The sequence below is a fragment of the Pseudomonas kuykendallii genome, assembly GCF_900106975.1.
GTDB classification, from domain to species: Bacteria; Pseudomonadota; Gammaproteobacteria; order Pseudomonadales; family Pseudomonadaceae; genus Pseudomonas_O; species Pseudomonas_O kuykendallii.
The window spans coordinates 827,774-850,064 of the sequence record NZ_FNNU01000002.1; the positions used below are offsets into that span (position 1 = coordinate 827,774).

The following is a 22,291-nucleotide window of genomic DNA, read 5'->3' on the forward strand; positions in this document are numbered from 1 at the left end:
GCGGCTAGCTTAGCCGACCACGCGCACGGCGGCGCCCTTGAAGAACGCCTCGGCGCTTTCCGCCAGCTGGCCGACGATGCGCTGGCGGGCTTCGCGGCTGCCCCAGGCGCTGTGCGGGGTGACGATCAGCCGGGGAATGTCCGCATCAAGCAGCGGGTTGCCGTTCTTCGGCGGTTCCACGGTGAGCACGTCGGTGGCGGCGCCGCCGAGATGGCCGCTGCGCAGCGCGGCGGCGAGGGCCGGCTCGTTGACCAGGCCGCCGCGTCCGGTGTTGACGAGGAAGGCGCCCGGTTTCATCAGGGCGATCTGCTCGGCGCCGATCAGGTCGCGGGTCTGTTCGGTCAGTGGGCAGTGCAGGGTCAGCGCGTCGATCTGCGGCAGCAGTTCATCCAGCGGCAGGCGACCGTCGCGCACCGGGCGCCCCGGCAATTGGCCGATCAGCACGCGCATGCCGAAGGCTTCGGCGAGGCGGGCGACGGCGCTGCCGAGTTCGCCATGTCCGAGCAGCCCCAGGGTCTTGCCGGCCAGTTCGACGATCGGGAAATCCAGCAGGCAGAACTGCTCCGACTGCTGCCAGCGCCCGGCGCGCACGGCGGCCTGGTAATCCTGCAGGCGGGTCGCCAGGGCGAGCAGCAGCAACAGGGTGTGCTGCGCCACCGACGGCGTGCCGTAACCCTGGCAGTTGCACACGGTAACGCCGTGCGCGCGGGCGGCGGCCAGGTCGATGTTGTTGGTGCCGGTGGCGGACACCAGGACCAGCTTGAGATCGGGGCAGGCAGCGAAGGCGGCGGCATCCAGCGGCACCTTGTTGCTGATCGCCACGCTGTGGCCCTGGAGGCGTTCGATCACCTGCGCGGGCGTGGTTTTCTCGTGCAGGGTCAGCTCGGCGAAAACCTGGCGCAGCGGTGAAAGGTCGAGGTCGCCCAGGTCGAGGGAGGTGTAGTCGAGGAACACGGCGCTGCTGTTTTGCATCAGCTGTACCTTCTTCTTGGAGTGTGAGGACAAAGACGCCCAGCCTACCAGAGCTGAAAACCCGAATGGCCGTCGCCGAACCTACGGATGCACCGGCCGCGCCCGAGCGGCGGGCTGAACCGTGCCGAGGCGCCGTTTTTTCGTCCTCGCCGGGCGCCGGAAATCATTCTTTTGACTGATTTGCTCGGCGCATCGCCCCCCTAGAGTGCGCGGCATAACAACAAAGCTCGCGAACAGGTGCCTCATGTTGCAGACCCGTATCATCCCTCCGGCGCAGAATGCGCACGCCTATCCCTTGCTGATCAAAAGCCTGCTGCTGTCCGGCAGCCGCTACGAGAAGACCCGCGAGATCGTCTATCGCGACAAGCTGCGCTACAGCTATGCCACCTTCAACGAGCGCGTTGCGCGCCTGGCCAACGTGCTGGGCGCGGCGGGCGTGAAGGCGGGCGACACCGTGGCGGTGATGGACTGGGACAGTCATCGCTATCTGGAGTGCATGTTCGCCATCCCGATGATCGGGGCGGTGCTGCACACCATCAACATTCGCCTGTCCGCCGAGCAGATCCTCTACACCATGAACCACGCCGAGGACCGCTTCGTGCTGGTCAACGCCGAGTTCGTGCCGCTCTACCAGGGCATCGCCGCGCAGCTGACCACGGTGCAGCGCACGCTGCTGCTCACCGATGGCGAAGCGCAGGACGCCGACCTGCCCGAGCTGGTCGGCGAGTACGAAAGCCTGCTCGCACAGGCGTCGCCGCACTACGACTTCCCCGACTTCGACGAGAACTCTGTGGCCACGACGTTCTACACCACCGGCACCACGGGCAATCCCAAGGGGGTCTATTTCAGTCACCGGCAACTGGTGCTGCACACCCTCGCGCTGGCCTCCACCATCGGCGCGCTGGACAGCATCCGCCTGATGGGCACCGACGACGTCTACATGCCGATCACGCCGATGTTCCACGTGCATGCCTGGGGCGTGCCCTACGTGGCGACCATGCTCGGGGTGAAGCAGGTCTATCCCGGGCGCTATGACCCGGAGTTGCTGGTCGAGTTGTGGAAGCGCGAGAAGGTGACCTTCTCCCACTGCGTGCCGACCATCCTGCAGATGGTGCTCAACGCCCGCGCGGCGAAGGGCGTGGATTTCGCCGGCTGGAAGATCATCATCGGCGGCAGCGCGCTTACCCGTGCGCTCTATGACACTGCCAAGTCGCGTGGCATTCAGCTCACCGCGGCCTACGGCATGTCCGAGACCTGCCCGCTGATCTCCTGCGCCCATCTCAACGAAGAGCTGCGCGCCGGCAACGAGGACGAGCGCATCACCTACCGCATCAAGGCGGGCGTTCCGGTGCCCCTGATCGAGGCCGCACTGGTCGATGGCGACGGGCGTTTCCTCCCCGCCGATGGCGAATCCCAGGGCGAACTGGTGCTGCGCGCGCCCTGGCTGACGCAGGGCTACTTCAACGAGCCGGAGAAGAGCGAGGAGTTGTGGGAAGGCGGGTGGATGCACACCGGCGATGTGGCGACCGTGGACGGCATGGGTGTGATCGACATCCGCGACCGCATCAAGGACGTGATCAAGACCGGTGGCGAGTGGATTTCCTCGCTGACCCTCGAGGATCTGATCAGCCGCGATCCCGCGGTACGCGAAGTGGCGGTGGTCGGTGTGCCCGATCCGCAGTGGGGCGAGCGCCCGTTCGCGCTGATCGTCGTCCATGAAGGGCACGTGCTCGACGCACGGACGGTCAAGGACCACCTCAAGCCTTTCGTAGAACAGGGGCACATCAACAAGTGGGCGATTCCGTCGCAGATCGGCCTTGTTACCGATATTCCCAAGACCAGTGTGGGGAAGCTGGACAAGAAGCGTATCCGCCTGGACATCGCCACCTGGCAGGCGGCCGGAAGCGAGTTTCTGTCGACCTTGTAAGCGCCATGTAGCCAAGTGTAGCAACGTGACCGATCAGTCAAACAAGCGTTTGGCTTGGTAATTGCTCTTCGACATCACCCCGCTCGCGGGAACCCGTTGAAAACGGACGGGACGGGGAAGTGGAGGGTCCTGCAAATCACACTTTCGAGGGATCAAGCAGTACTACCCGCTGGCTATAGTCACTCCGCACCATCCATAACAAAAAACACAATGGAGTAGCGTCGATGCAAAAGATCAAACAGACCTGGCGTCTGGCCAAACTGCCCCTGGCCGTGAGCCTCGCTTCCACAATCGCCGCTCCTGCATTCGGCGTCTCGTTCAACATCGGTGAAATCGAAGGCCAGTTCGACTCGTCCCTCTCCGTGGGCGCCAGCTGGTCCACGGCCAAGCCCGACTCCGATCTCATCGGTGTCAACAACGGCGGACGTGGCCTGTCGCAGACCTCCGATGACAGCCACCTGAACTTCAAGCGTGGCGAGACCTTCTCGAAGATCTTCAAGGGCATCCACGACCTCGAACTCAAGTACGGCGACACCGGCGTGTTCGTGCGCGGCAAGTACTGGTACGACTTCGAGCTGAAGGACGAGAGCCGTGAGTTCAAGGACATCAGCGACTCCAACCGCAAGGAAGGCGCACAGTCCTCCGGCGGCCAGATCCTCGACGCCTTCATCTACCACAACTACAACATCGCCGATCTGCCCGGCACCGTGCGCCTGGGCAAGCAGGTGGTCAGCTGGGGCGAAAGCACTTTCATCCAGAACGGCATCAACTCGATCAACCCCATCGACGTTGCCGCTTTCCGCCGTCCGGGTGCGGAGGTCAAGGAAGGCCTCATTCCGGTCAACATGTTCTACGTCTCGCAGAGCCTGACCGAAAACCTGTCGATGGAAGCCTTCTATCAGCTGGAATGGGACCAGACCGTCGTCGACAACTGCGGCACCTTCTTCTCGCAGCCCGACGTAGTAGCTGACGGTTGCGATAGCAACCTCGCCGTTCTTCGTAACCAGGAAGACCTGGCCGCCAGCCTCGGGGCATTGTCGCCGGCGGTGCTGGCCGTTCTGGGCAACAACGGCGTGGATTTCTCATCTTCACAGGAAGGCGTGATCGTCCGCCGTGGTCCGGATGACGATGCGCGCGACAGCGGGCAATGGGGTACGGCATTCCGCTACTTCTCCGTACCGCTCGATACCGAATTCGGCGCCTACTTCATGAACTACCACAGCCGTGCGCCGATCTTCAGCGGCAACGCTGCTGGGCTTAGCACGCTGGCCCTGCTGAGTCCGACGAACCCTGCCGGGTTAGGCGCACAGTTGGGAGGGGCCGGCGTTCCCGTCGGCGCGATTCCTGGTTTGGCGACTTCCATTGCCCCTTTGATCGTCGCCGGTAACTCCAACTACTTCATGGAGTATCCGGAGGACATTCGCCTCTACGGTTTGAGCTTCTCCACCACCCTGCCTACCGGTACGGCATGGAGCGGTGAAATCAGCTATCGCCCCAACGCCCCTGTGCAGATCAACACAACGGACATTCTTTACGGCGGACTGACCATCGTCGACCCTACCGTCTCCCTGATCCAGGCAACACCAGGCGGCACCACGCATGGCTACAACCGCAAGGAAATCACTCAGCTGCAAACGACGTTCACGCACTTCTTCGATCAGGTGATGGGTGCAGAACGGCTGACGTTGGTGGGCGAGGTTGGCTTTACGCACGTGGGCGGCCTTGAAAGCACGTCTGACATTCGCTACGGGCGCGACCCTATCTACGGTCCGGGCGAACTGCCCAATGGCCGATGCGAGTCTCTGAACGCCGGTACGCTGGCAGGTGGTTCCCAGAAGAACGCTACGAAGTACTGCAACAACGACGGTTTCACTACTTCCAACTCCTGGGGCTACCGCGCTCGCGCCATCTGGGACTACAACGACGTTTTCGCGGGTGTGAACCTGCGTCCCAACGTGGCCTGGTCGCATGACGTGAAGGGCTACTCCCCGGGCCCTGGCGCCAACTTCGAGGAAGGCCGCAAGGCGATCAGCCTGGGCGTCGATGCCGAGTACCAGAACACCTACAACGCCAGCCTCGCGTACACCAACTTCTTCGGTGGCGACTACAACACCCAGACTGACCGCGACTTCGTTTCGCTCAGCGTTGGCATGAACTTCTAAGCGACAGAATAAGAAGAGGATGTACATAACAATGAAAACGACTAGAAACCTCCTGCAAACCGGCGTCCTGGCGTTGTCGCTGCTGGCTACCAGCGTGATGGCGGCGGTGTCTGCCGACGAGGCGGCGAAGCTGGATACCACGCTGACACCGGTGGGCGCCGAGCGCGCCGGCAACGCCGATGGATCGATCCCGGCCTGGACCGGTGGCCTGCCGAAAAACGCTGGCGCCGTGGACGGCAAGGGTTTCCTCGCCGATCCGTTCAGCGCCGAGAAGCCGCTGTTCACCATCACCGCGCAGAACGTCGAGCAGTACAAGGCCAAGCTCAGCCCCGGCCAGTTGGCGATGTTCAAGCGCTACCCCGACACCTTCAAGATGCCGGTCTACCCGACTCATCGCAGCGCAACCCTGCCCGAGAAGGTGCTGGCGGCGACCAAGGCGAATGCCACCAAGACCAACCTGGTGCAGGGCGGCAACGGCCTGGAAAACTTCCAGACCGCCAACCCCTTCCCGATTCCCAAGAACGGTCTGGAAGTCATCTGGAACCACATCACCCGCTATCGTGGCGGCAGCGTCCGCCGCCTGGTGACCCAGGCCACGCCGCAGCCGAACGGCTCCTACTCGCTGGTCTACTTCCAGGACGAGTTCGTCTTCCGCGATCAGCTCAAGGATTACGACGCCAGCAAGCCGAGCAACGTGCTGTTCTACTTCAAGCAGCGTGTGACCGCGCCGTCGCGTCTGGCCGGCAACGTGCTGCTGGTGCACGAAACCCTCGACCAGGTGAAGGAGCCGCGTCTGGCCTGGCTGTACAACGCCGGCCAGCGCCGTGTGCGGCGTGCGCCGCAGGTCTCCTACGACGGTCCGGGTACCGCCGCGGACGGCCTGCGTACCTCCGACAACCTCGACATGTTCAACGGTGCGCCGGATCGCTACGACTGGAAACTCGTCGGCAAGCAGGAGCTGTACATCCCCTACAACAGCTACAAGCTGGACTCGCCCGAGCTGAAATACGCCGACATCCTCAAGGCCGGCCACATCAACCAGGACCTGACCCGCTACGAGCTGCACCGCGTGTGGCACGTGACCGCCACCCTGAAATCGGGCGAGCGCCACATCTATGCCAAGCGTGACTTCTTCATCGACGAAGACACCTGGCAAGCCTCGGTGATCGACCACTACGATGGTCGCGACAGCCTGTGGCGTGTCGCCGAGGCGCACTCGCAGTACTACTACAACGTGCAGGTGCCCTGGTACACCCTGGAAACCCTGTACGACCTGCAGTCCGGCCGCTACCTGGCGCTGGGCATGAAGAACGAAGAGAAGCAGTCCTACGACTTCAGCTACTCGGCGTCGGAAAGCGACTTCACCCCGGCGGCGCTGCGCCAGGCTGGCGTTCGCTAAGCGCGGGCGTGGACGATGAAGCCGGCCTCTGGGCCGGCTTTTTCTTTTGCGCGATTTATCCGGCCGCTTCAAATGCCCGGTGCAAGGGGCTAGTCTGCATGCACAATTATTCGAGATAGCGCTTCGCCCGCGATGACTGTCCTTCAAACGCCCATTCTGCCCGGCACCGACTCCTGCGCTCCGACCGAAGGCCGTTTCTTTCGTCCGCCGTTGCCGGCCGGCTACGTGCCGCGCCCGCGGCTGTGCCAGCGCCTGAGCGAAGGTCTGGGGGGCCGCCTGCTGCTGGTCAGCGCGCCGGCCGGGTTCGGCAAGAGTTCGCTGGCGATCGAGTTCTGCCAGGAGTTGCCGCGCGAATGGCGCAGCCTGTGGCTGGCGCTGAGTCGCCGCGACAGCGATCCGGGCCGTTTCCTCGAACGGATGATCGAAGGGCTGCGACAGTTCTTTCCCGCGCTCGGCGACGAGGCCCTGACCCTGCTGAAGACGCGCCAGCGGCACCAGCCGTTCGCCTTCGAGCAATGCCTCGACGGTCTGCTCGACGAGCTGGCCGAGCGTCTCGATCCGGCGCGGCCGGTGTTGCTGGCGCTGGACGACTATCACCTGGCGAAGGGCGCGGTGCTCGATCGCTGCCTGCAGTTCTTGCTCAACCATCAGCCCGCGGGGCTGCTGCTGCTGGTCACCAGCCGCCAGCGTCCGGACTGGCATCTCGCGCGCCTGCGCCTGTCGCGCCAGTTGCTCGAACTGAACGAACAGGACCTGCGCCTGACCGCCGAGGAAACCGCCGCGTTGCTGGGCAGCCAGGGCGCACGCATCGACGGTGTCGTGCTGGAAAACCTGCTGCAGCGCAGCGAAGGCTGGGTCGCCGGGCTGCGTCTGTGGCTGCTCGCCAGCCAGGACGCCAGCGGGCCAAGGGACCTAGGCCAGGGGCCGCACGGTGCCGACAGCCTGATCCGCGATTACCTGCTGGAAGAGGTGATCGAGCGCCAGCCGGCGGAGGTGCAGGCGTTCCTCTATGAGACGGCCTGCCTGGACCGCTTCTGCGCCGAGCTGTGCGATGCGGTGCGCGAAAGCCATGACAGCGCCGCGATCCTCCTGCACCTGCAGGCGCACCAGGTGTTTCTCGTGCCGCTGGACGAAAATGGCCACTGGTTCCGCTACCACCACCTGTTCTCGGACCTGCTGCGGGTGCAGCAGGCGACCACCCATGTGCCGCAGACCGGCCTGCACCTGCGTGCCTGCCGCTGGTTCAACGCCCAGGGCATGCTCGACGAAGCGGTGGAACAGGCGCTGCGCGCCGGCCAGCCGGACGTTGCGGCGAACCTGGTGCAGAACCTTTCCGAGGAGCGGCTGCTCGCCGAGCAAAACGTCGCCATGCTGCTGCGCTGGAAGATGGACCTGCCGGACAGCCTGCTGGTGAGTACCTCGCGGCTGATCCTGCTGTATGGCTGGGCACTGGCGCTGGCCTGCCAGCTGGACGCGGCGGAGGAATTGGCCGACAACCTGTCGCGCTTCCTGCCGGCGCCGGATGCGCCCAGCCAGCGTGGGCTGCTGGCTCAATGGCAGGCGCTCAAAGGCGTGATCGCGCGCGGCCGGGGCGACATCGCGCTTGCCGAGCGCTATTGCAGCGAGGCGGTCGGCGGGCTACCGCAGCAACGGTACGGACAGCGCCTGATGTGCCTGTCGACGCTGGCCAACATCGCGGTGGTCAAGGGCGACCTGTGGCGCGCGCGCGGGCTCAATCGCGAGGCGCTGGAAATCGCCCAGCGCGTGGGCAACCCGCTGTTCGAGGCGCTGGCGCATTACGACCGTGCGCGCATCCTGCAGGCGCGGGGGGAAGTGGTCCGCGCGCTGGATGAAGTGCGCCAGGGCCTGCAACGTCTGTACGGGCTGCCGGCGCAACGGCTGTACGCGGTGCGCGCGCGGCTGACGATCTACGAGGGTCACCTGCTCTCGCTGGGCCTGCAGCCGCAACAGGCGCGCACTCGGCTGGTGGGCGGAATCGGCGAGGCGCGCGCCTGCCGCGACGTCAGCGTGCTGATCGGCTATTGCGTGCTGGCCACCCTGGAGGGGCGCAACGGCAACCTGCCGGAGGCCTTCGTCCAGTTGGCCGAGGCCGAGCGGCTGATGCACATCTGGGACATTCCGCCAGTGTACTACCTGGCGATGATCACCCTGGTGAAGTGCGAGCTCTGGCTGGCCCAGGGGCAACTGGAGCTGGCGCAATCCTGGCTCGAGCGCCTGGCGGAAACCTACGGCGGCGCGCAGCCGGCGGCGGCCCCCGAGTGTCATCCGCAGTTGCCGCTGTTCATCGAGCTGCAATGCGCGGCCCTGGAGCGTCACCAGGGCCAGATGCAGGCCGCCGAACGCCGCCTGCGCGCGCTGTGCACCCGCGCGCAGACCGAGGGCGGGCAACTGGTGGCGGTGATCGCCCAGGTGCAGCTGACCCTGCTGATGCTCGCTGGCGGCCGTGAGGGTGAAGCACGCCAGCAGTTCGGCGAAAGCCTGGCCGGCGCGGCGGGCGGCGCCCTGCTGCCCTTCAACGAATTGTTCGTGCAGCGGCCGGAATGGCTTCGCGAACGGCTCCGCGAGCGGCCGGGCTGCCCGATTCGCGGGGCGATTTCAGCGGCCATTCCGGCGCCCAGCGAAGCCGTGGCCAGCGTGGCGACGGCGCTCGCCGACGCGCTCAGCTCGCGCGAGCTGGCGGTGCTCCAGCTGATCGCCCAGGGCTGCTCCAATCAGGAGATCAGCGACCAGCTGTTCATCTCGCTGCACACGGTGAAGACCCACGCCCGCCACATCAACGCCAAGCTCGGCGTCGAGCGGCGCACCCAGGCCGTGGCCCAGGCGAAGACGCTCGGCCTGCTGAGCTGATCCGCGCGCGTCCGTTTTCGTAACGCCCTTCTTGCTTGCCCGGCGGCGACCTGCCGAACCAAAGTTGGGCACAGTTGCGCCGTGCTGCGTGCTGTGATGGAGCCTGCCAAGAGGGAACTGCCATGCCTGCGTCCGCCTACTCACTGCTGCCTCCGGTAGCCTCCGGTTTGTCCCGCCTGGGTTTCGGCGCCTTGTCGCTGGAGCGTCTTAAAGCCCGTTATGGCAGCGCGGAAAGCGGCTCGAGGTTCGTCGCCCTGGACGGCTTCGAGGTTCATTACCGCGACGAAGGCAGCCGCGACAAGCCGGTCCTGGTGCTGATCCACGGCGTGGTGTCCTCGTTGCATACCTGGGACGGCTGGGTCGCCGAGCTCGCTCCGCACTACCGCCTGGTCCGCTTCGACCTGCCCGGGTTCGGCCTCACCGGTGCGCCCCGCGACGGTGGCTATTCCGCCGAGCGGCTGGTGCGCGTGCTCGGCCTGCTGCTGGACCACCTGGGCATCCGCCGCGCGCATATCGCCGGCAATTCGCTCGGCGGTCACGTCGCCTGGAACTTCGCCCTGCAGGCGCCGCAACGGGTGGACAAGCTGCTGCTGATCGACAGCGCCGGCTACCCGATGAAGAAGGTCCCGTGGATGATTGCCTCCGCCGCGCTGCCCGGCGCCCACCTGACGATTCCGCTGTGGATGCCGCGCGCGCTGATCGCGCAGGGCATCAAGGAAGTCTACGGCGACCCCGAGCGCATCGCGCCCGGTGTGGTCGATCGTTATTACGATCTGACCCGGCGCCCCGGCAACCGGCGCGCGATGGTGGATATCTTCCGCCTGCTGCTGCAGGTCAACCGCGACGACCTGCACGACACGCCGGCGCGGGTGGCGAGGATCGAGGCGCCGACGCTGCTGATGTGGGGCGAAAGCGATCGCTGGATTTCACCGCGCCACGTCGACCTCTGGCGCCGCGACCTGCCGGGGTTGCAGGTGATCACCTACGAAGGCGTCGGGCACATTCCCATGGAGGAAGTGCCCGAGCGCAGTGCGATGGACGCACTGCGCTTCCTGCGCGGATGAGGGCCGGGGGATCAGGCGGCGTGAGGTTGCGGATCGAATTCTTCCTGGACCCGCTGCAGCAGTTCGAGGTTGTCGTGCTGCCAGGGGTGGAAGTCGCTATCGAAGAAGTCCCGGTAGGTGCGCAGCAGCGGCCTGAACACGCCGTTCCTGCCCCACATCCATTGCAGGCCGTCGCGCCATACCCGCCAGTTCCACAGCAGGCCGTCGCGCCTGAGCATGTGCACCAGGCCGCGGGTGGTGTCGAGCACGAAGAACAGCGTGGCCAGCCGCATCGCCCGGCGCAGCAGCCGGCGGCTGCCGCAGACCTGCTGGTAGACGTCGAAAGCCACTGCCTTGTGCTCGGTTTCCTCCAGCGCGTGCCAGCGCCACAGCCGTGCCATGTTCGCCTCGGCGCCGCGCAGGCACTCGGGTTCGCGCAGCACCTGGTCCGCCATGATCGCGGTGATGTGCTCCAGGGCCGCGGTGGCTGCCAGTTGGCGCTGCGGCGAAAGGCGTTTCTGCGCGTAGCGAATGCGCCCGCGGGCACGCCGTTCGATCGGCTCGATGGCGTAGCCCAGGTCGCGCAGGCGCTGGCTGTACTGCAGGTGTTCGCGGCTGTGATGACCTTCCTGGCCGATGAAGCCGCGAATCTGTTCCTTCAGTGTCGGATCGGTGATCTGGTCGCGAAACTGCCTCACCGAGTCGATGAAGAAACGTTCGCCATCGGGAAACAGCACGGACATGGCGTCGAACAGGTGACTCTTGAACGCGTCGCCACTGTGCCAGTGGCGCGGCAACGGATCGGGCAGGTCGAAGTCGAGGTGCCGCGGGCGAATCTGCAGTCCTTCCGGCGTGCTGCTGGCCATGATCGGTACTCCTGGAACGGGATGGGCCTTCACTATCGCCAGGCGCGCGCATGGCGCACAGGTCGCTACCTGCCAATCGAGCGGTCATATCCGGCCAAGAGGCGCCCATGACGCTGCGCCGCTCCCTCGACGCGGGCAGCGACCAGTTGCCCCTGGCCTACGCCGAAGCGCTGCTGGATCTCGCGGCCGAACGGGGTGTGCCGCGCGAGCGCCTGCTGACGGCCGCCGGGCTGCGTGCCGAAGCGCTCGCCAGCGTCAGCGGCAGGCTGGGTTTCGCCGATTTCTACCGCCTGGCCAGCACCGCGTTGCAGATCTGCGACGAGCCGGCGCTGGGGCTGCTGTTCGGGCAGCGGCTGAACCTGTCCAGCCACGGCATCCTCGGCTATGCGGTGCTGGCCAGCGCCGACCTGGGCACGGCGATCCAGTTCGCCTTGCGCTATTACCGGGTGCTGGGTCTGGCCTTCGACCTGGAGGTGCGCGAGGAGGGCGACTACCTGGTGCTGAGCGCCGTCGAGGGCGTGCCGCTGGCGGGCCTGGCGCGATTCGCTGCGGAAAGTCTGCTGAGCAGTCTGTACCGCATCGCCTGTTTCCTGCTGGGGGAGCCGCCGCAGGGCGTCCAGGTTGGGTTCGCCCACGCCGCGCCGGACTACGCCGCACGCTATGCCCCGGCGTTCGGTGGCGCCGACGTGGCGTTCGCCCAGGCCGAGCATTGCCTGAGGCTGCCGCTGCACTACCTGCAACGGCCGATGGCGCTGGCCAACCCGGCGGCGCTGCGCATGTGCCAGGAGCAATGCGAGGCGCTGCTGGCGACGCTGGATCTGGGCGAGGGGCTGCTGACCCGCCTGCGGCGCCTGCTGCTGGCGCGCCCCGGCGAATTTCCCGATCTGGAAAGCGCCGCGAAGGCCCTGCACATCAGCGGACGCAGCCTGCGCCGTCATCTCGCGGCCAGCGGAACACGCTACCAGGCGGTGCTCGACGACGTGCGCAGGCGTCTCGCGCTGCAATACCTGACCACCACGCAATTGCCGTTGCAGGAGATCGCCGGCCTGCTGGGGTTCAGCGACCCGTCCAACTTTCGCCGCGCCTTCCGCAACTGGACCGGACGCACGCCGGGCAGCTACCGCTCGCCGCGCTGAGTCAGCCTTCGATGCGCGTCAGCGCGCGCTCGATCTCCTCGGCTTCGGTCGGGCGCACCAGCCGTGCGACTTCCTCGCCGTCCTGCAGGAACACCAGCGTTGGCCACAGCTTGACCTTGAACGAGCGACCCAGGCGCCGGCCCTGGCCATCCTCGATCTTCAGGTGGCGCACGCCGGGGTGCGCGGTGAAGGCGTCGGCGAGCAGAGGCTGGGCGGCGCGGCAGTGACCGCACCAGCCGGTGCCGAATTCGATCAGCGTCGCTCCGTGAAGGGCGTCGACCTCCCGGCGCGTGGGCTCGACATTTGTATACTCGGTAGTCATGGGCATCGTGTTGCATCCTCCTCGGGATGTCCCCTGGGGGAATTTCCACTGGGGCTGGCTCTCTAACCGGCCTGGTTCTGTAAAGAAGGAGCAATCATGTTCGAAGTTCCCCGCCTGTTAATCGGTGCGACAGTTCTGGCCCTGATGGCCGGCTGCGCCTCGCCCAACCCCTACGACAACCAGGGTTCCGCGGGCGGCAGCAACCACACCGCCAAGTACGGCGGCCTCGGCGCGCTGGCCGGTGCGGTGGCGGGCGCCGCCATCGACCACAACCACCGCGGCAAGGGCGCGCTGATCGGTGCCGCAGTGGCCGGCGCGGCAGGCGCCGGCTACGGCTATTACGCCGATCGCCAGGAAGCCGAACTGCGCCGCAGCATGGAAGGCACCGGCGTGGAAGTGCAGCGCCAGGGCGACGACATCAAGCTGATCATGCCGGGCGCGATCACCTTCGCCACCGACTCGGCCGAGATCGTCAGCGCCTTCTACGCACCGCTGAACAACCTGGCGACCTCGTTCAAGCAGTACGAGCAGAACAACATCGAGATCGTCGGCCATACCGACAGCACCGGCTCGCATGCCTACAACATGAGCCTCTCGCAGCGCCGGGCGCAGAGTGTCGCCGACTACCTGACCGCCCAGGGCGTCTCTGCGGCCCGCCTGACCACGCGAGGCGCCGGGCCGGACCAGCCCGTAGCGAGCAACGCGACGGACAGCGGCCGCGCGCAGAACCGCCGTGTCGAAGTGAACCTGCGTCCCATAACCACGCAACAGTAATGGCCAATAGCCGCCCGTCGACCGCCTCGTGGGAACGGTCGACGGGACGGTCGTGTCAGACAATAGCGGCTATCCTCAGAAGTGCGGTCAGCGCGACCGCCGATAACTAAAGTGCAGTTCGATAACAGGTGTGCCTTATGTGCCAACGATCCTGGTTCTCCGTTCACGCCCTTTGCCCAAATCGACTGCCGACTGGTAAATCCTTGTCTTCAAAGGAGTGAAGAATGGCTTCGGCACACGCTAAGGTTCCTTTCGCAGCAGCCCAGACGCTGCTGGTGGTCGATGATCGCGAAGCCAACCTGATAGCCATGAAGGCACTCCTGCAGAACGGCGACTGGAATGTGCGTACTGCCATTTCCGGCGTCGAGGCGCTGCAATGCCTGCTGGAGGATGACGTCGGCCTGGTGCTGCTGGACGTTCAGATGCCGGAAATGGACGGCTTCGAGGTCGCCCGGCTGATGCGCGGCAACTCGCGCACGCGCTTCACCCCGATCATCTTCATCTCCGCGGTGGACCACACCTCCGAGTCGGTGATGCGCGGCTACGCCACCGGCGCCGTGGACTTCATCCACAAGCCTTTCAACCCCCAGGTGCTGCGCCACAAGGTCAGTTCGCTGCTGGACCACGAACGCAGTCGCCGCGACCTGCAACTGCTCACGCAACAGCTGGAAAGCGAGCGCGCCTTCAACGCCTCGGTGCTGGAGAACGCCGCCGAAGGCATCCTGGTGGTGAACGATGAAGGCATGATCGACTTCGCCAACTCGGCCATCGCGCAGATGCTGCATTGCCAGGTGAGCCAGTTGCAGGGCACGCGCCTGCTCGATCACATCGAGACCACCACGCTGCAGGACGGCAACTGGAAGGAGTCGCAGATCTACGAGCACTGGCGTCGCGGCATGGTCTACCGGCTCCACGATGCCTTCCTGCGGATCGTCAACGACGGGCTGTTGCCGGTCGCCTTGTCCTGCTCGCCGCTGTCGCGCCAGCAGCGCTCGATGGTGGTGATCGTTCTCGACATGTCGGTGGTGCACAGCCTGCACGCGCAGCTCGAATCCCAGGCCGTCACCGATGCGCTGACCGCGCTGCCCAACCGGCGCGGCTTCGACCAGGCGCTGGAAGCGGCGCTGGCGCGCAACGACCGCAACGGCAAGTACCTGGCGGTGCTCTACCTCGACCTCGACGGTTTCAAGCGCATCAACGACTCCCTCGGCCATGCGGCGGGCGACGAGGTGCTCAAGCGCGTCGCCGACCAGTTGCAGAAATGCCTGCGCCCGTACGACATCCTCGCGCGCATGGGCGGCGACGAATTCACTGCCTTGCTCGATTCCCTCGATCACCCCGAGGACGCCGCGCGGGTCGCCGAGAAGCTGATCGAGGCCATCTCGATCCGCTACAAGGTCGACGGCATGGAGGTCACCCTGGGCGCCAGCATCGGCATCGCCTGCTTCCCGGACAGCGGGCGCAGCGTAGACGCCATATTGCGTGCGGCGGACATGGCGATGTACGAGGCCAAGCGCGCGGGGCGTCAGCAGTACCGCTTCTTCTCACCGGAAATGAACGGCCGCGCGCGTTCGCGGCTGATGCTCGAGGAAAGCCTGCGGGTGGCCATCGAGCAGAACGAGTTCGCCCTGGTCTACCAGCCGCAGATCTACCTCGATACGGGTCGCCTGCGCGGCTTCGAGGCGTTGCTGCGCTGGCAGCACCGGGTCGCCGGCAGCGTGTCTCCCGGCGTGTTCATCCCGCTGCTGGAGGAAACCCGGCTGATCAATCGCCTGGGTGGCTGGATTTTCCGCCAGGGCGTATCGCAATGCCGGACCTGGCCGAGCTTCAGTCAGGGGCTGGTGGTCAGCCTCAACGTCAGCCCGGTGCAGTTCGGCATGCCGCAGTTGGTGGACGACCTTCGCCGGGTGATCGAGGAGGAGGGGCTGAATCCGGCGCAGGTCGAGGTGGAAGTGACCGAAGGCGCGCTGATGGCCGATCTGGAGAACACCCGCGAACAGCTGCGCCAGTTGCGCCTGCTGGGGGTGAAGATCGCCATCGACGACTTCGGCACCGGCTACTCGTCGCTCGCCTATCTGCGCCACTTCGAGCTGGATACGCTGAAGATCGACCGACTCTTCATCTCCAACATGCTCGACTCGCCGAAGGACGCCGCGGTGGTCAGCACCATCATCAACCTGGGACGCGAACTCGGCCTCGAGGTGATCGCCGAGGGCGTGGAAACCATCGCCCAGCGCGACTGGCTGATCGACCACCAGTGCCACATCATGCAGGGCTTCCTGGTGGCGCCGGGCTTGCCGGTCGATCGGGCCCAGGAGTTTCCGCTGCAGATCGACTGGCGCGACCTGCCGCACAGCATCAGCAAATAGGCCGGGTCAGCGCGTTGCGGGGGCGAACTGCTGGTGCAGGCGCCCCAGCTCTTCGTCCTTTTCCTCCCAGAGCGCGTTGACCCACTGCTGGAACTCGAGGCGGTAGGTCGCGTCCTGGTCGTAGCTCTTGCCGATGAAGGCCGCGGGAATCTTCAGCTCCTGCAGGCGCACCACCACTTCGCCGATCTGCCCGCTGAGCAGCGTCCAGAAATCCGGAATGCCCTCGGGGTAGTGGATGGTCACGTTGACGATCGATTCCAGTTGTTCGCCCATGGCATCCAGTACGAAGGCGATGCCACCGGCCTTGGGCTTGAGCAGGTAGCGGAACGGCGATCCCTGCTCGTCGTGCTTGGCGCGGGTAAAGCGCGTGCCTTCGAGGAAGTTGAACACGCCGACCGGCGTATGGCGGAACTTCGCGCAGGTGCGCCGCGTGGTCTGCAGGTCCTTGCCCTTCTTCTCCGGATGCTTGGCCAGGTAGGCCTTGCTGTAGCGCTTCATGAACGGGAAATCCAGCGCCCACCAGCAGGCACCGATCACCGGAACCCAGATCAGTTCCTGCTTGAGGAAGAACTTCATCGGGCGGATGCGCCGGTTCAGCTGGTGCTGCAGCACCAGGATATCGACCCAGCTCTGGTGGTTGCTGGTGACCAGGTAGGAGTGCTGGTAATCCAGCCCGTCGAGGCCCTCCACGTTCCAGCGTGTGCGCCGCACCAGCGCCATCCAGCCCTTGTTGCAGCTGATCCACCCTTCGTGGATGAAATTGACCGCCGGGGTCATCGCGCGGCGCAGTGCCTCGGAGGGCAACAGCAGCTTGATCAGCGTGAGGGTGAACAGCGGAACGCAGCAGATCAGCGTATTCAGGGCCAGCAGCAGCGCGGCGAGGATGCCGCGCACGAAGGAAGGAAGAAAACTGAGCATGGAACCGACACGTCTCGGCAGGGGGCGAAGGGCCCGCCGATCGGTCGCCGGCGGGCAGTTGGCGGTAAAGGGTAACGATTGCCCGGTGAACTGCAAGCCTGGCTTTCGGTGGGTTCGCCGGGCCTGCAGCGCCGTTCGCGGCGGCTGTCAGGCTTCCTGGCTGGCCGCCTGGATCGCGGTAAGCGCGATGGTGAAGACGATGTCGTCCACCAGCGCCCCGCGCGAAAGGTCGTTCACCGGCTTGCGCAGGCCTTGCAGCATCGGCCCCACGCTGATCACCCCGGCGCTGCGTTGCACGGCCTTGTAGGTGGTGTTGCCGGTGTTCAGGTCGGGGAACACGAACACCGTGGCGCGGCCGGCGACCTGGCTGTTCGGCGCCTTCTGCCGGCCGACGCTCTCGATGGCGGCGGCATCGTACTGCAGCGGGCCGTCGACCAGCAGGTCGGGGCGATTCTCGCGGGCGATGCGGGTCGCCTCGCGGACTTTCTCCACTTCCTCGCCACTGCCGGAGTCGCCGGTGGAATAGCTGATCATCGCCACCCGCGGCGAAATACCGAAGGAAGCGGCCGAATCGGCGCTCTGGATGGCGATCTCGGCCAGCTCCGCGGCGCTCGGGTCGGGATTCACCGCGCAGTCGCCGTAGACCACTACCTGGTCGGGCAGCAGCATGAAGAACACCGAGGACACCAGCTTGTAGCTCGGCGCGGTCTTGATCAGCTGCAACGCGGGGCGAATCGTGCTGGCGGTGGTGTGCACGGCGCCGGAGACCAGCCCGTCGACTTCGTCCAGCGCCAGCATCATGGTCGCCAGAACCACGCTGTCTTCCAACTGCTGCTCCGCCATCGGCGCATTCAGGCCCTTGTTCTTGCGCAGTTCGACCATCGGTTCGACGTAGCGCCCGCGGATCAGGTCCGGGTCGAGAATCTCCAGCCCGGCCGGCAGCGTGATGCCGTGCGCCTGGGCGACGGCCTGGACTTCCTCGGGCTTGGCCAGCAGCACGCAGCGGGCGATGCCGCGCGCCTGGCAGATCGCCGCCGCCTGCACGGTACGCGGCTCGGCGCCTTCGGGCAGGACGATGCGCTTGTTCGCCGCCAGCGCGCGCCTGACCAGTTGATAGCGGAACGCCGGTGGCGACAGGCGCAGCTCGCGCGGATCGCCGCAGCGCTGCTTGAGGAACTCATGCTCGATGTGCCCGGCGACGAACTCGGTGACCTTTTCCGCACGCTCGCGATCGTCCACCGGGATCTCGTTGTTCATCCGGTTGAGGTTGGTGGCGGTGTCGTAGGAGCCGGTGGACACCGTGAGCACCGGCAGGCCGCCGTGCAGCGCGCTTTTGCACAGCTCCATGATCCGCGGGTCCGGCTGGAAATCGCTGCACAGCAACAGGCCGGCGAGCGGCACGCCGTTCATGCTGGCCAGGCTGGCGGCGAGGATGATGTCGTCGCGATCGCCGGGTGTGACCACCAGCACGCCCGGTTTGAGCAACTGCACGGTGTTCGGCACGGCGCGCGCGCAGAGCACGATCTTGAGCATGCGCCGCTGCTCGTAGTCACCGGCGTTGAGCACCCGCGCGCCGAGCAGGTCGGCGATGTCGCGGGTGCGCGGGGCGTTCAGTTCGTCCTGCCAGGGGATGCAGCCGATCAGGCGGAAATCCTCGCTGCGCAACAGCTGGGCGTGCTCCTGCAGGCGCCGGGTGAAGCCCTCGATGCCGTCGTCGCTGCGGACCTTGTTGAGGATCACGCCGAGCACCTTAGGGTCCTTCGGTCCGCCGAACTGCTGGGCCTGGATCTCGATGCGGTCGGACATCTCGGTCAGCGTTTCATCCTCCGGCGCGGAAACCAGGATCACGTCGGCATCCAGGCTGCGCGCCAGGTGCGCGTTGACCCGCGTCGCGTAGCTGGCCTGGCGCGTCGGCACCATGCCTTCGACGATCACCACGTCCTTGTCCTGCGCGGCCTGCTGATAGAGGCTGACGATCTCCTCGAGCAGCTCGTCGAGGTGGCCGTCGCCGAGCATGTGCTCGACGTGCGCCTGGCCCAGTGGCTGCGGCGGCTTCAGGCCGTGGGTGCGGGCGATGAGCTCGGTGGAGCGCTCCGGGCCTTCGTCGCCTGGATGCGGCTGGGCGATCGGCTTGAAGAAGCCGACCTTGAGGCCGCCGCGCTCCAGCGCACGGACCAGCCCGAGGCTTATGGAGGTGAGGCCGACGCCAAAACCGGTCGGCGCGATGAAGAAGGTGTGCATGGCGGTACTCCTGAAACCGGGTGGAGCGTGCCGGCGAGGTTCGCCGACAGCGTCTTGATCAGCCGAGCGAGGCCAGTGTTTCCAGGGCGATCTGGCGTTCCTCGTTGGTCGGCACCACCAGCACCCGCGGGTGGCCGGCGGCTTCGATCGGGCCGGCGACACCGCGCACGCAGCGCGCGTTTTGCGCGTCGTCGAGGGCCAGGCCGAGCAGCTTGAGGTGGGCGATGGTCTTGCTGCGCACCAGCGGCGAGTTCTCGCCGATCCCGCCGGTGAAAATCACCCCGTCGAGGCGTTCCAGCGCACAACTCATGCTCGCCAGCGATTTGCCCAGGCGGTAGCAGAACACCTCGATGGCCAGCGCCGCGCCGGGGTGGCCCTGTTCGCGGGCCTGCTCCAGCGTGCGCATGTCGTTGGACATGCCGGACAGGCCGAGCAGGCCGCTGTCGTTGTTCAGCATGTGGTCGATCTTTTCCAGGTTCCAGCCCAGGTTGCGTGCCAGGTGGCTGTGCAGGTTGGGGTCGACGTCGCCGCTGCGGGTGCCCATCACCAGGCCTTCGAGCGGTGTCAGGCCCATGCTGGTGTCGCGGCTCTCGCCGTTAACGATGGCGCAGGTCGAGCTGCCGTTGCCCAGGTGCGCCACCAGCCAACTGCTGGAGGCGTAGGGCAGGCCGGCCATCTGCGCGCCGCGATGGCTGACGTAATGGTGGCTGGTGCCGTGGAAGCCGTAGCGGCGTACGCCGTGCTCGCGGTACAGCGCCTCCGGCAGGGCGTAGCGGTAGGCGTGCTCGGGCATGCTCTGGTGGAACGCGGTATCGAACACGGCGACCTGCGGCAGGGTCGGGAACAGCTTCAGCGCCGCCTCGATCCCCTGCAGCGCGGCGGGATTGTGCAGCGGTGCCAGCGGCGCGATGGTGGCGATGGTGGCGATCACCTGGTCGTCCAGCCGGCGCGCGCGGGTGAAGGATTCCCCGCCGTGCACGACTCGATGGCCGATGCCGTGCAGGTGGCCGTCGGCGGCGCCCTGCACCATCGGCAGAAGGTGGGCGAGGGCGATGCGGTGGTCGGCATTCGGGATCGCCAGGCTGTCCTTGCCGCCATCACGCTGCCAGTGGAGCACGGCATCCGCGCTGCCGAGGCGTTCGGCCAGGCCACTGAGGGGGAAGTGTTCCTGTGCCTCGTTGACCAGGGCGAACTTGATCGAGGAACTGCCGCAATTGATGACCAGGATATTGCGTGCTGGCATTCAGGAATCCTTGCTCTGTTCGGTCTGTTGGATGCGGCACCAGCCGCAGGCAAACGGACGGCCTAGCTGAGCGAGGCGTCGTGCCGGGTCGAGCACCCATTCGCGCAACTGCCAGGGCGGTTGATGGCGCAGATGCTGGGTGTGACCGCAGGACAAGATTGCCACCCAGTGGCCGTCCTCGTCCTGACGGAAATCAAGCAGATATGGGCGGTCCCGTCCGTCAGCGCCGGGTTCGCTTTCCCGCGGGGCGACGGTTAAACTCGTTCGTTCATCATACTTTTGCAAAGGTCCCGCCCCATGCTGATCGCCGCCAACAAGGCCGTCTCCATCGACTATACCCTGACAAACGACGCCGGCGAGGTGATCGACAGCTCCGCCGGTGGTGCGCCGCTCGCCTACCTGCAAGGCGCAGGCAACATCATAGTCGGTCTGGAAAAAGCCCTTGAAGGCAAGAAGGTCGGTGACCAGGTCAAGGTCGCCATCGAGCCCGAAGACGCCTATGGCGAGTACAGCGCCGAGCTGGTCACCACCCTGAGCCGCGCGATGTTCGAGGGCGTCGACGAGCTGGAAGTCGGCATGCAGTTCCACGCCTCCGGCCCGGACGGCGGCATGCAGATCGTCACCATCCGTGACCTCGACGGCGACGACGTCACCGTCGACGGCAACCATCCGCTGGCCGGCCAGCGCCTGAACTTCGACGTTACCGTGGTCGACGTTCGCGACGCCTCCGCCGAGGAGATCGCCCACGGCCACATCCATGGCGAAGGCGGTCATCATCACTGATCGGCATCGATCGAAAGGCGCCTTCGGGCGCCTTTTTGTTCGGCGCGGGAAAGGGCGGCAATGCGCCGTCAGGAGTTCGTCATGAGTGTCTTTCACGATCTGCAGCTGCTCGACCTCGAAGGTCGTCCGCTGCCTCTGGCGCCCTTCAAAGGCAAAGTCGTGCTGGTCGTCAACGTCGCCTCCAGGTGCGGGCTGACGCCGCAATACGCCGGCCTCGAGAAGCTCCATCGGCAGTACCGCGACCAGGGCTTCAGCGTGCTCGGTCTGCCATGCAACCAGTTCGCCGGGCAGGAGCCGGACAGCGAGAGCGAGATTCGCGCGTTCTGCAGCCTCAACTACGACGTCAGTTTCCCGCTGGGCGCCAAGCTCGAGGTGAACGGCCCGGGACGGCACCGTCTGTATGGCCTGCTGGCAGGCGAGGGCGCCGAGTTTCCCGGCGATATCACCTGGAACTTCGAGAAATTCCTCGTCGGCAAGGATGGCCGCGTGCTCGCGCGCTTCTCGCCGCGCACCACACCGGATGACCCGGCGCTGATCCAGGCCATCGAGAAAGCCCTGGCCTGACCCTCCCTCGCGCCGGCCGACGGCCGCCACTCGATGACCTCTGATCCCGCTTCATCATCTGCATCAATAGTGATGGGCGCGCGAGACGACCGGTCATATGCTCGCCGCCATGAGCACAAACCCGCGTTCCGACAAGCGTGAACTGATCCTCGCAAAAGGTGCGCAGGTGATGCTGCGTCGCGGCTACCACGGCACCGGCGTGCAGGAAATCGTCCAGGCCGCGAGCATCCCCAAGGGATCGTTCTACCACTACTTCGCGAGCAAGGAAGACTTCGCCCTGCAGGCGCTGGAGTACCTCTACCTGCCGCGCCTGGAGCGCTACGCCCAGGCGCTGGCGAATCCGGCGCTGTCGCCGCGCGAGCGCATCCTCGGTTACTACCGCGAGTTGCTGGCGCATTTCGCCCGGCCGGAAAAACTCCAGTTCCACTGCTTCATCGGCAGCCTGAGTTTCGAGATGGCCGAGTTGTCGCCGGCCATCGGTAACCAGGTCGGCGCCATCCTGCAACGCTCGGCGCAGATTCTCCAGGGCTGCCTGGAGCAGGCGCGGGCCGCCGGAGAACTGCCGGCCAACGAGGATTGCGAGAACCTCGCCGCGTTCATCGCCAATGCCTGGCAGGGCGTGCTGACGCAGTTGAAGGTCGGCAGCCGCGGCGAGCCGATCCAGTCGTTCATCGTGCGCCTGGAGCGCCTGCTGCAGGCCTGAT

Annotated in this window: 18 protein-coding genes; 11 read left to right on the top strand and 7 right to left on the bottom strand. The window is 66.0% G+C overall.

Going from position 1 to position 22,291, the window contains the following annotated elements; all coding sequences use genetic code 11:
• Nucleotides 1–9: 9 nt before the first annotated feature.
• On the bottom strand, nucleotides 10–972 hold the full coding sequence (locus BLV15_RS09020; protein ID WP_090226839.1) for a 2-hydroxyacid dehydrogenase: 963 nt from the start codon (nucleotides 970–972) through the stop codon (nucleotides 10–12).
• Nucleotides 973–1,216: 244 nt separating this feature from the next.
• Here BLV15_RS09020 and BLV15_RS09025 point away from each other — a divergent pair, with 244 nt between their 5' ends.
• From BLV15_RS09025 to BLV15_RS09045, 5 genes are all read left to right on the top strand, one after another.
• On the top strand, nucleotides 1,217–2,899 hold the full coding sequence (locus BLV15_RS09025) for a fatty acid--CoA ligase (protein ID WP_090226842.1): 1,683 nt from the start codon (nucleotides 1,217–1,219) through the stop codon (nucleotides 2,897–2,899).
• Nucleotides 2,900–3,123: 224 nt separating this feature from the next.
• Nucleotides 3,124–5,061, top strand: coding sequence for a DUF1302 domain-containing protein (locus tag BLV15_RS09030; RefSeq protein WP_090226844.1), 1,938 nt, complete (start codon nucleotides 3,124–3,126; stop codon nucleotides 5,059–5,061).
• Nucleotides 5,062–5,092: 31 nt separating this feature from the next.
• On the top strand, nucleotides 5,093–6,460 hold the full coding sequence (locus tag BLV15_RS09035) for a DUF1329 domain-containing protein (protein ID WP_090226847.1): 1,368 nt from the start codon (nucleotides 5,093–5,095) through the stop codon (nucleotides 6,458–6,460).
• A 132-nt stretch (nucleotides 6,461–6,592) separates the two neighbouring features.
• The gene (locus tag BLV15_RS09040) at nucleotides 6,593–9,328 is read left to right on the top strand and encodes a winged helix-turn-helix domain-containing protein (RefSeq protein ID WP_090226850.1); all 2,736 of its coding nucleotides are present in this window, start codon (nucleotides 6,593–6,595) and stop codon (nucleotides 9,326–9,328) included.
• Nucleotides 9,329–9,450: 122 nt separating this feature from the next.
• A complete protein-coding gene (locus BLV15_RS09045) occupies nucleotides 9,451–10,392 on the top strand; it encodes an alpha/beta fold hydrolase (RefSeq protein WP_090226852.1) in 942 nt (313 codons plus the stop codon).
• A gap of 11 nt (nucleotides 10,393–10,403) precedes the next feature.
• Here BLV15_RS09045 and BLV15_RS09050 read toward each other — a convergent pair whose 3' ends face one another.
• Nucleotides 10,404–11,237 carry a metal-dependent hydrolase gene (locus tag BLV15_RS09050; RefSeq protein WP_090226855.1) on the bottom strand — a complete coding sequence of 278 codons (834 nt, stop codon included), beginning with the start codon at nucleotides 11,235–11,237 and terminating at the stop codon, nucleotides 10,404–10,406.
• 107 nt (nucleotides 11,238–11,344) lie between these two features.
• Here BLV15_RS09050 and BLV15_RS09055 point away from each other — a divergent pair, with 107 nt between their 5' ends.
• Nucleotides 11,345–12,373, top strand: coding sequence for an AraC family transcriptional regulator (locus BLV15_RS09055; protein WP_407072473.1), 1,029 nt, complete (start codon nucleotides 11,345–11,347; stop codon nucleotides 12,371–12,373).
• A gap of 1 nt (nucleotide 12,374) precedes the next feature.
• Here BLV15_RS09055 and BLV15_RS09060 read toward each other — a convergent pair whose 3' ends face one another.
• Nucleotides 12,375–12,701 (bottom strand): thioredoxin family protein, encoded by a 327-nt coding sequence (locus tag BLV15_RS09060; RefSeq protein WP_090226858.1) that lies wholly within the window; start codon nucleotides 12,699–12,701, stop codon nucleotides 12,375–12,377.
• A gap of 90 nt (nucleotides 12,702–12,791) precedes the next feature.
• Between BLV15_RS09060 and BLV15_RS09065 the strand changes: the two genes are divergently transcribed.
• Entirely contained in the window at nucleotides 12,792–13,469 is a 678-nt protein-coding gene (locus tag BLV15_RS09065; protein ID WP_090226862.1) for a YiaD family glycine zipper/OmpA-like lipoprotein, read from the top strand.
• 224 nt (nucleotides 13,470–13,693) lie between these two features.
• Nucleotides 13,694–15,838 (top strand): putative bifunctional diguanylate cyclase/phosphodiesterase, encoded by a 2,145-nt coding sequence (locus tag BLV15_RS09070; protein WP_090226865.1) that lies wholly within the window; start codon nucleotides 13,694–13,696, stop codon nucleotides 15,836–15,838.
• Between the two features lie 6 nt (nucleotides 15,839–15,844).
• Here BLV15_RS09070 and BLV15_RS09075 read toward each other — a convergent pair whose 3' ends face one another.
• The 4 genes from BLV15_RS09075 to BLV15_RS22495 form a co-directional block, all read right to left on the bottom strand.
• Nucleotides 15,845–16,756 (bottom strand): acyltransferase, encoded by a 912-nt coding sequence (locus tag BLV15_RS09075; protein ID WP_090226867.1) that lies wholly within the window; start codon nucleotides 16,754–16,756, stop codon nucleotides 15,845–15,847.
• A gap of 147 nt (nucleotides 16,757–16,903) precedes the next feature.
• The gene (gene pta / locus BLV15_RS09080) at nucleotides 16,904–18,997 is read right to left on the bottom strand and encodes a phosphate acetyltransferase (protein ID WP_090226870.1); all 2,094 of its coding nucleotides are present in this window, start codon (nucleotides 18,995–18,997) and stop codon (nucleotides 16,904–16,906) included.
• A gap of 58 nt (nucleotides 18,998–19,055) precedes the next feature.
• Nucleotides 19,056–20,240 carry an acetate kinase gene (locus tag BLV15_RS09085; RefSeq protein WP_090226872.1) on the bottom strand — a complete coding sequence of 395 codons (1,185 nt, stop codon included), beginning with the start codon at nucleotides 20,238–20,240 and terminating at the stop codon, nucleotides 19,056–19,058.
• Nucleotides 20,241–20,405 (bottom strand): DUF3565 domain-containing protein, encoded by a 165-nt coding sequence (locus BLV15_RS22495; protein WP_376747811.1) that lies wholly within the window; start codon nucleotides 20,403–20,405, stop codon nucleotides 20,241–20,243.
• A gap of 132 nt (nucleotides 20,406–20,537) precedes the next feature.
• Between BLV15_RS22495 and BLV15_RS09095 the strand changes: the two genes are divergently transcribed.
• The 3 genes from BLV15_RS09095 (at nucleotide 20,538) to BLV15_RS09105 (ending at nucleotide 22,290) form a co-directional block, all read left to right on the top strand.
• Entirely contained in the window at nucleotides 20,538–21,023 is a 486-nt protein-coding gene (locus BLV15_RS09095; RefSeq protein WP_090226877.1) for an FKBP-type peptidyl-prolyl cis-trans isomerase, read from the top strand.
• Nucleotides 21,024–21,104: 81 nt separating this feature from the next.
• Nucleotides 21,105–21,587: a glutathione peroxidase gene (locus BLV15_RS09100; protein ID WP_090227445.1), complete on the top strand. Its 483-nt coding sequence runs from the start codon at nucleotides 21,105–21,107 to the stop codon at nucleotides 21,585–21,587.
• 109 nt (nucleotides 21,588–21,696) lie between these two features.
• Complete coding sequence (locus tag BLV15_RS09105; RefSeq protein WP_455430408.1) at nucleotides 21,697–22,290, top strand: TetR/AcrR family transcriptional regulator; 594 nt, start codon at nucleotides 21,697–21,699, stop codon at nucleotides 22,288–22,290.
• The last annotated feature ends 1 nt before the right edge of the window (nucleotide 22,291 follow it).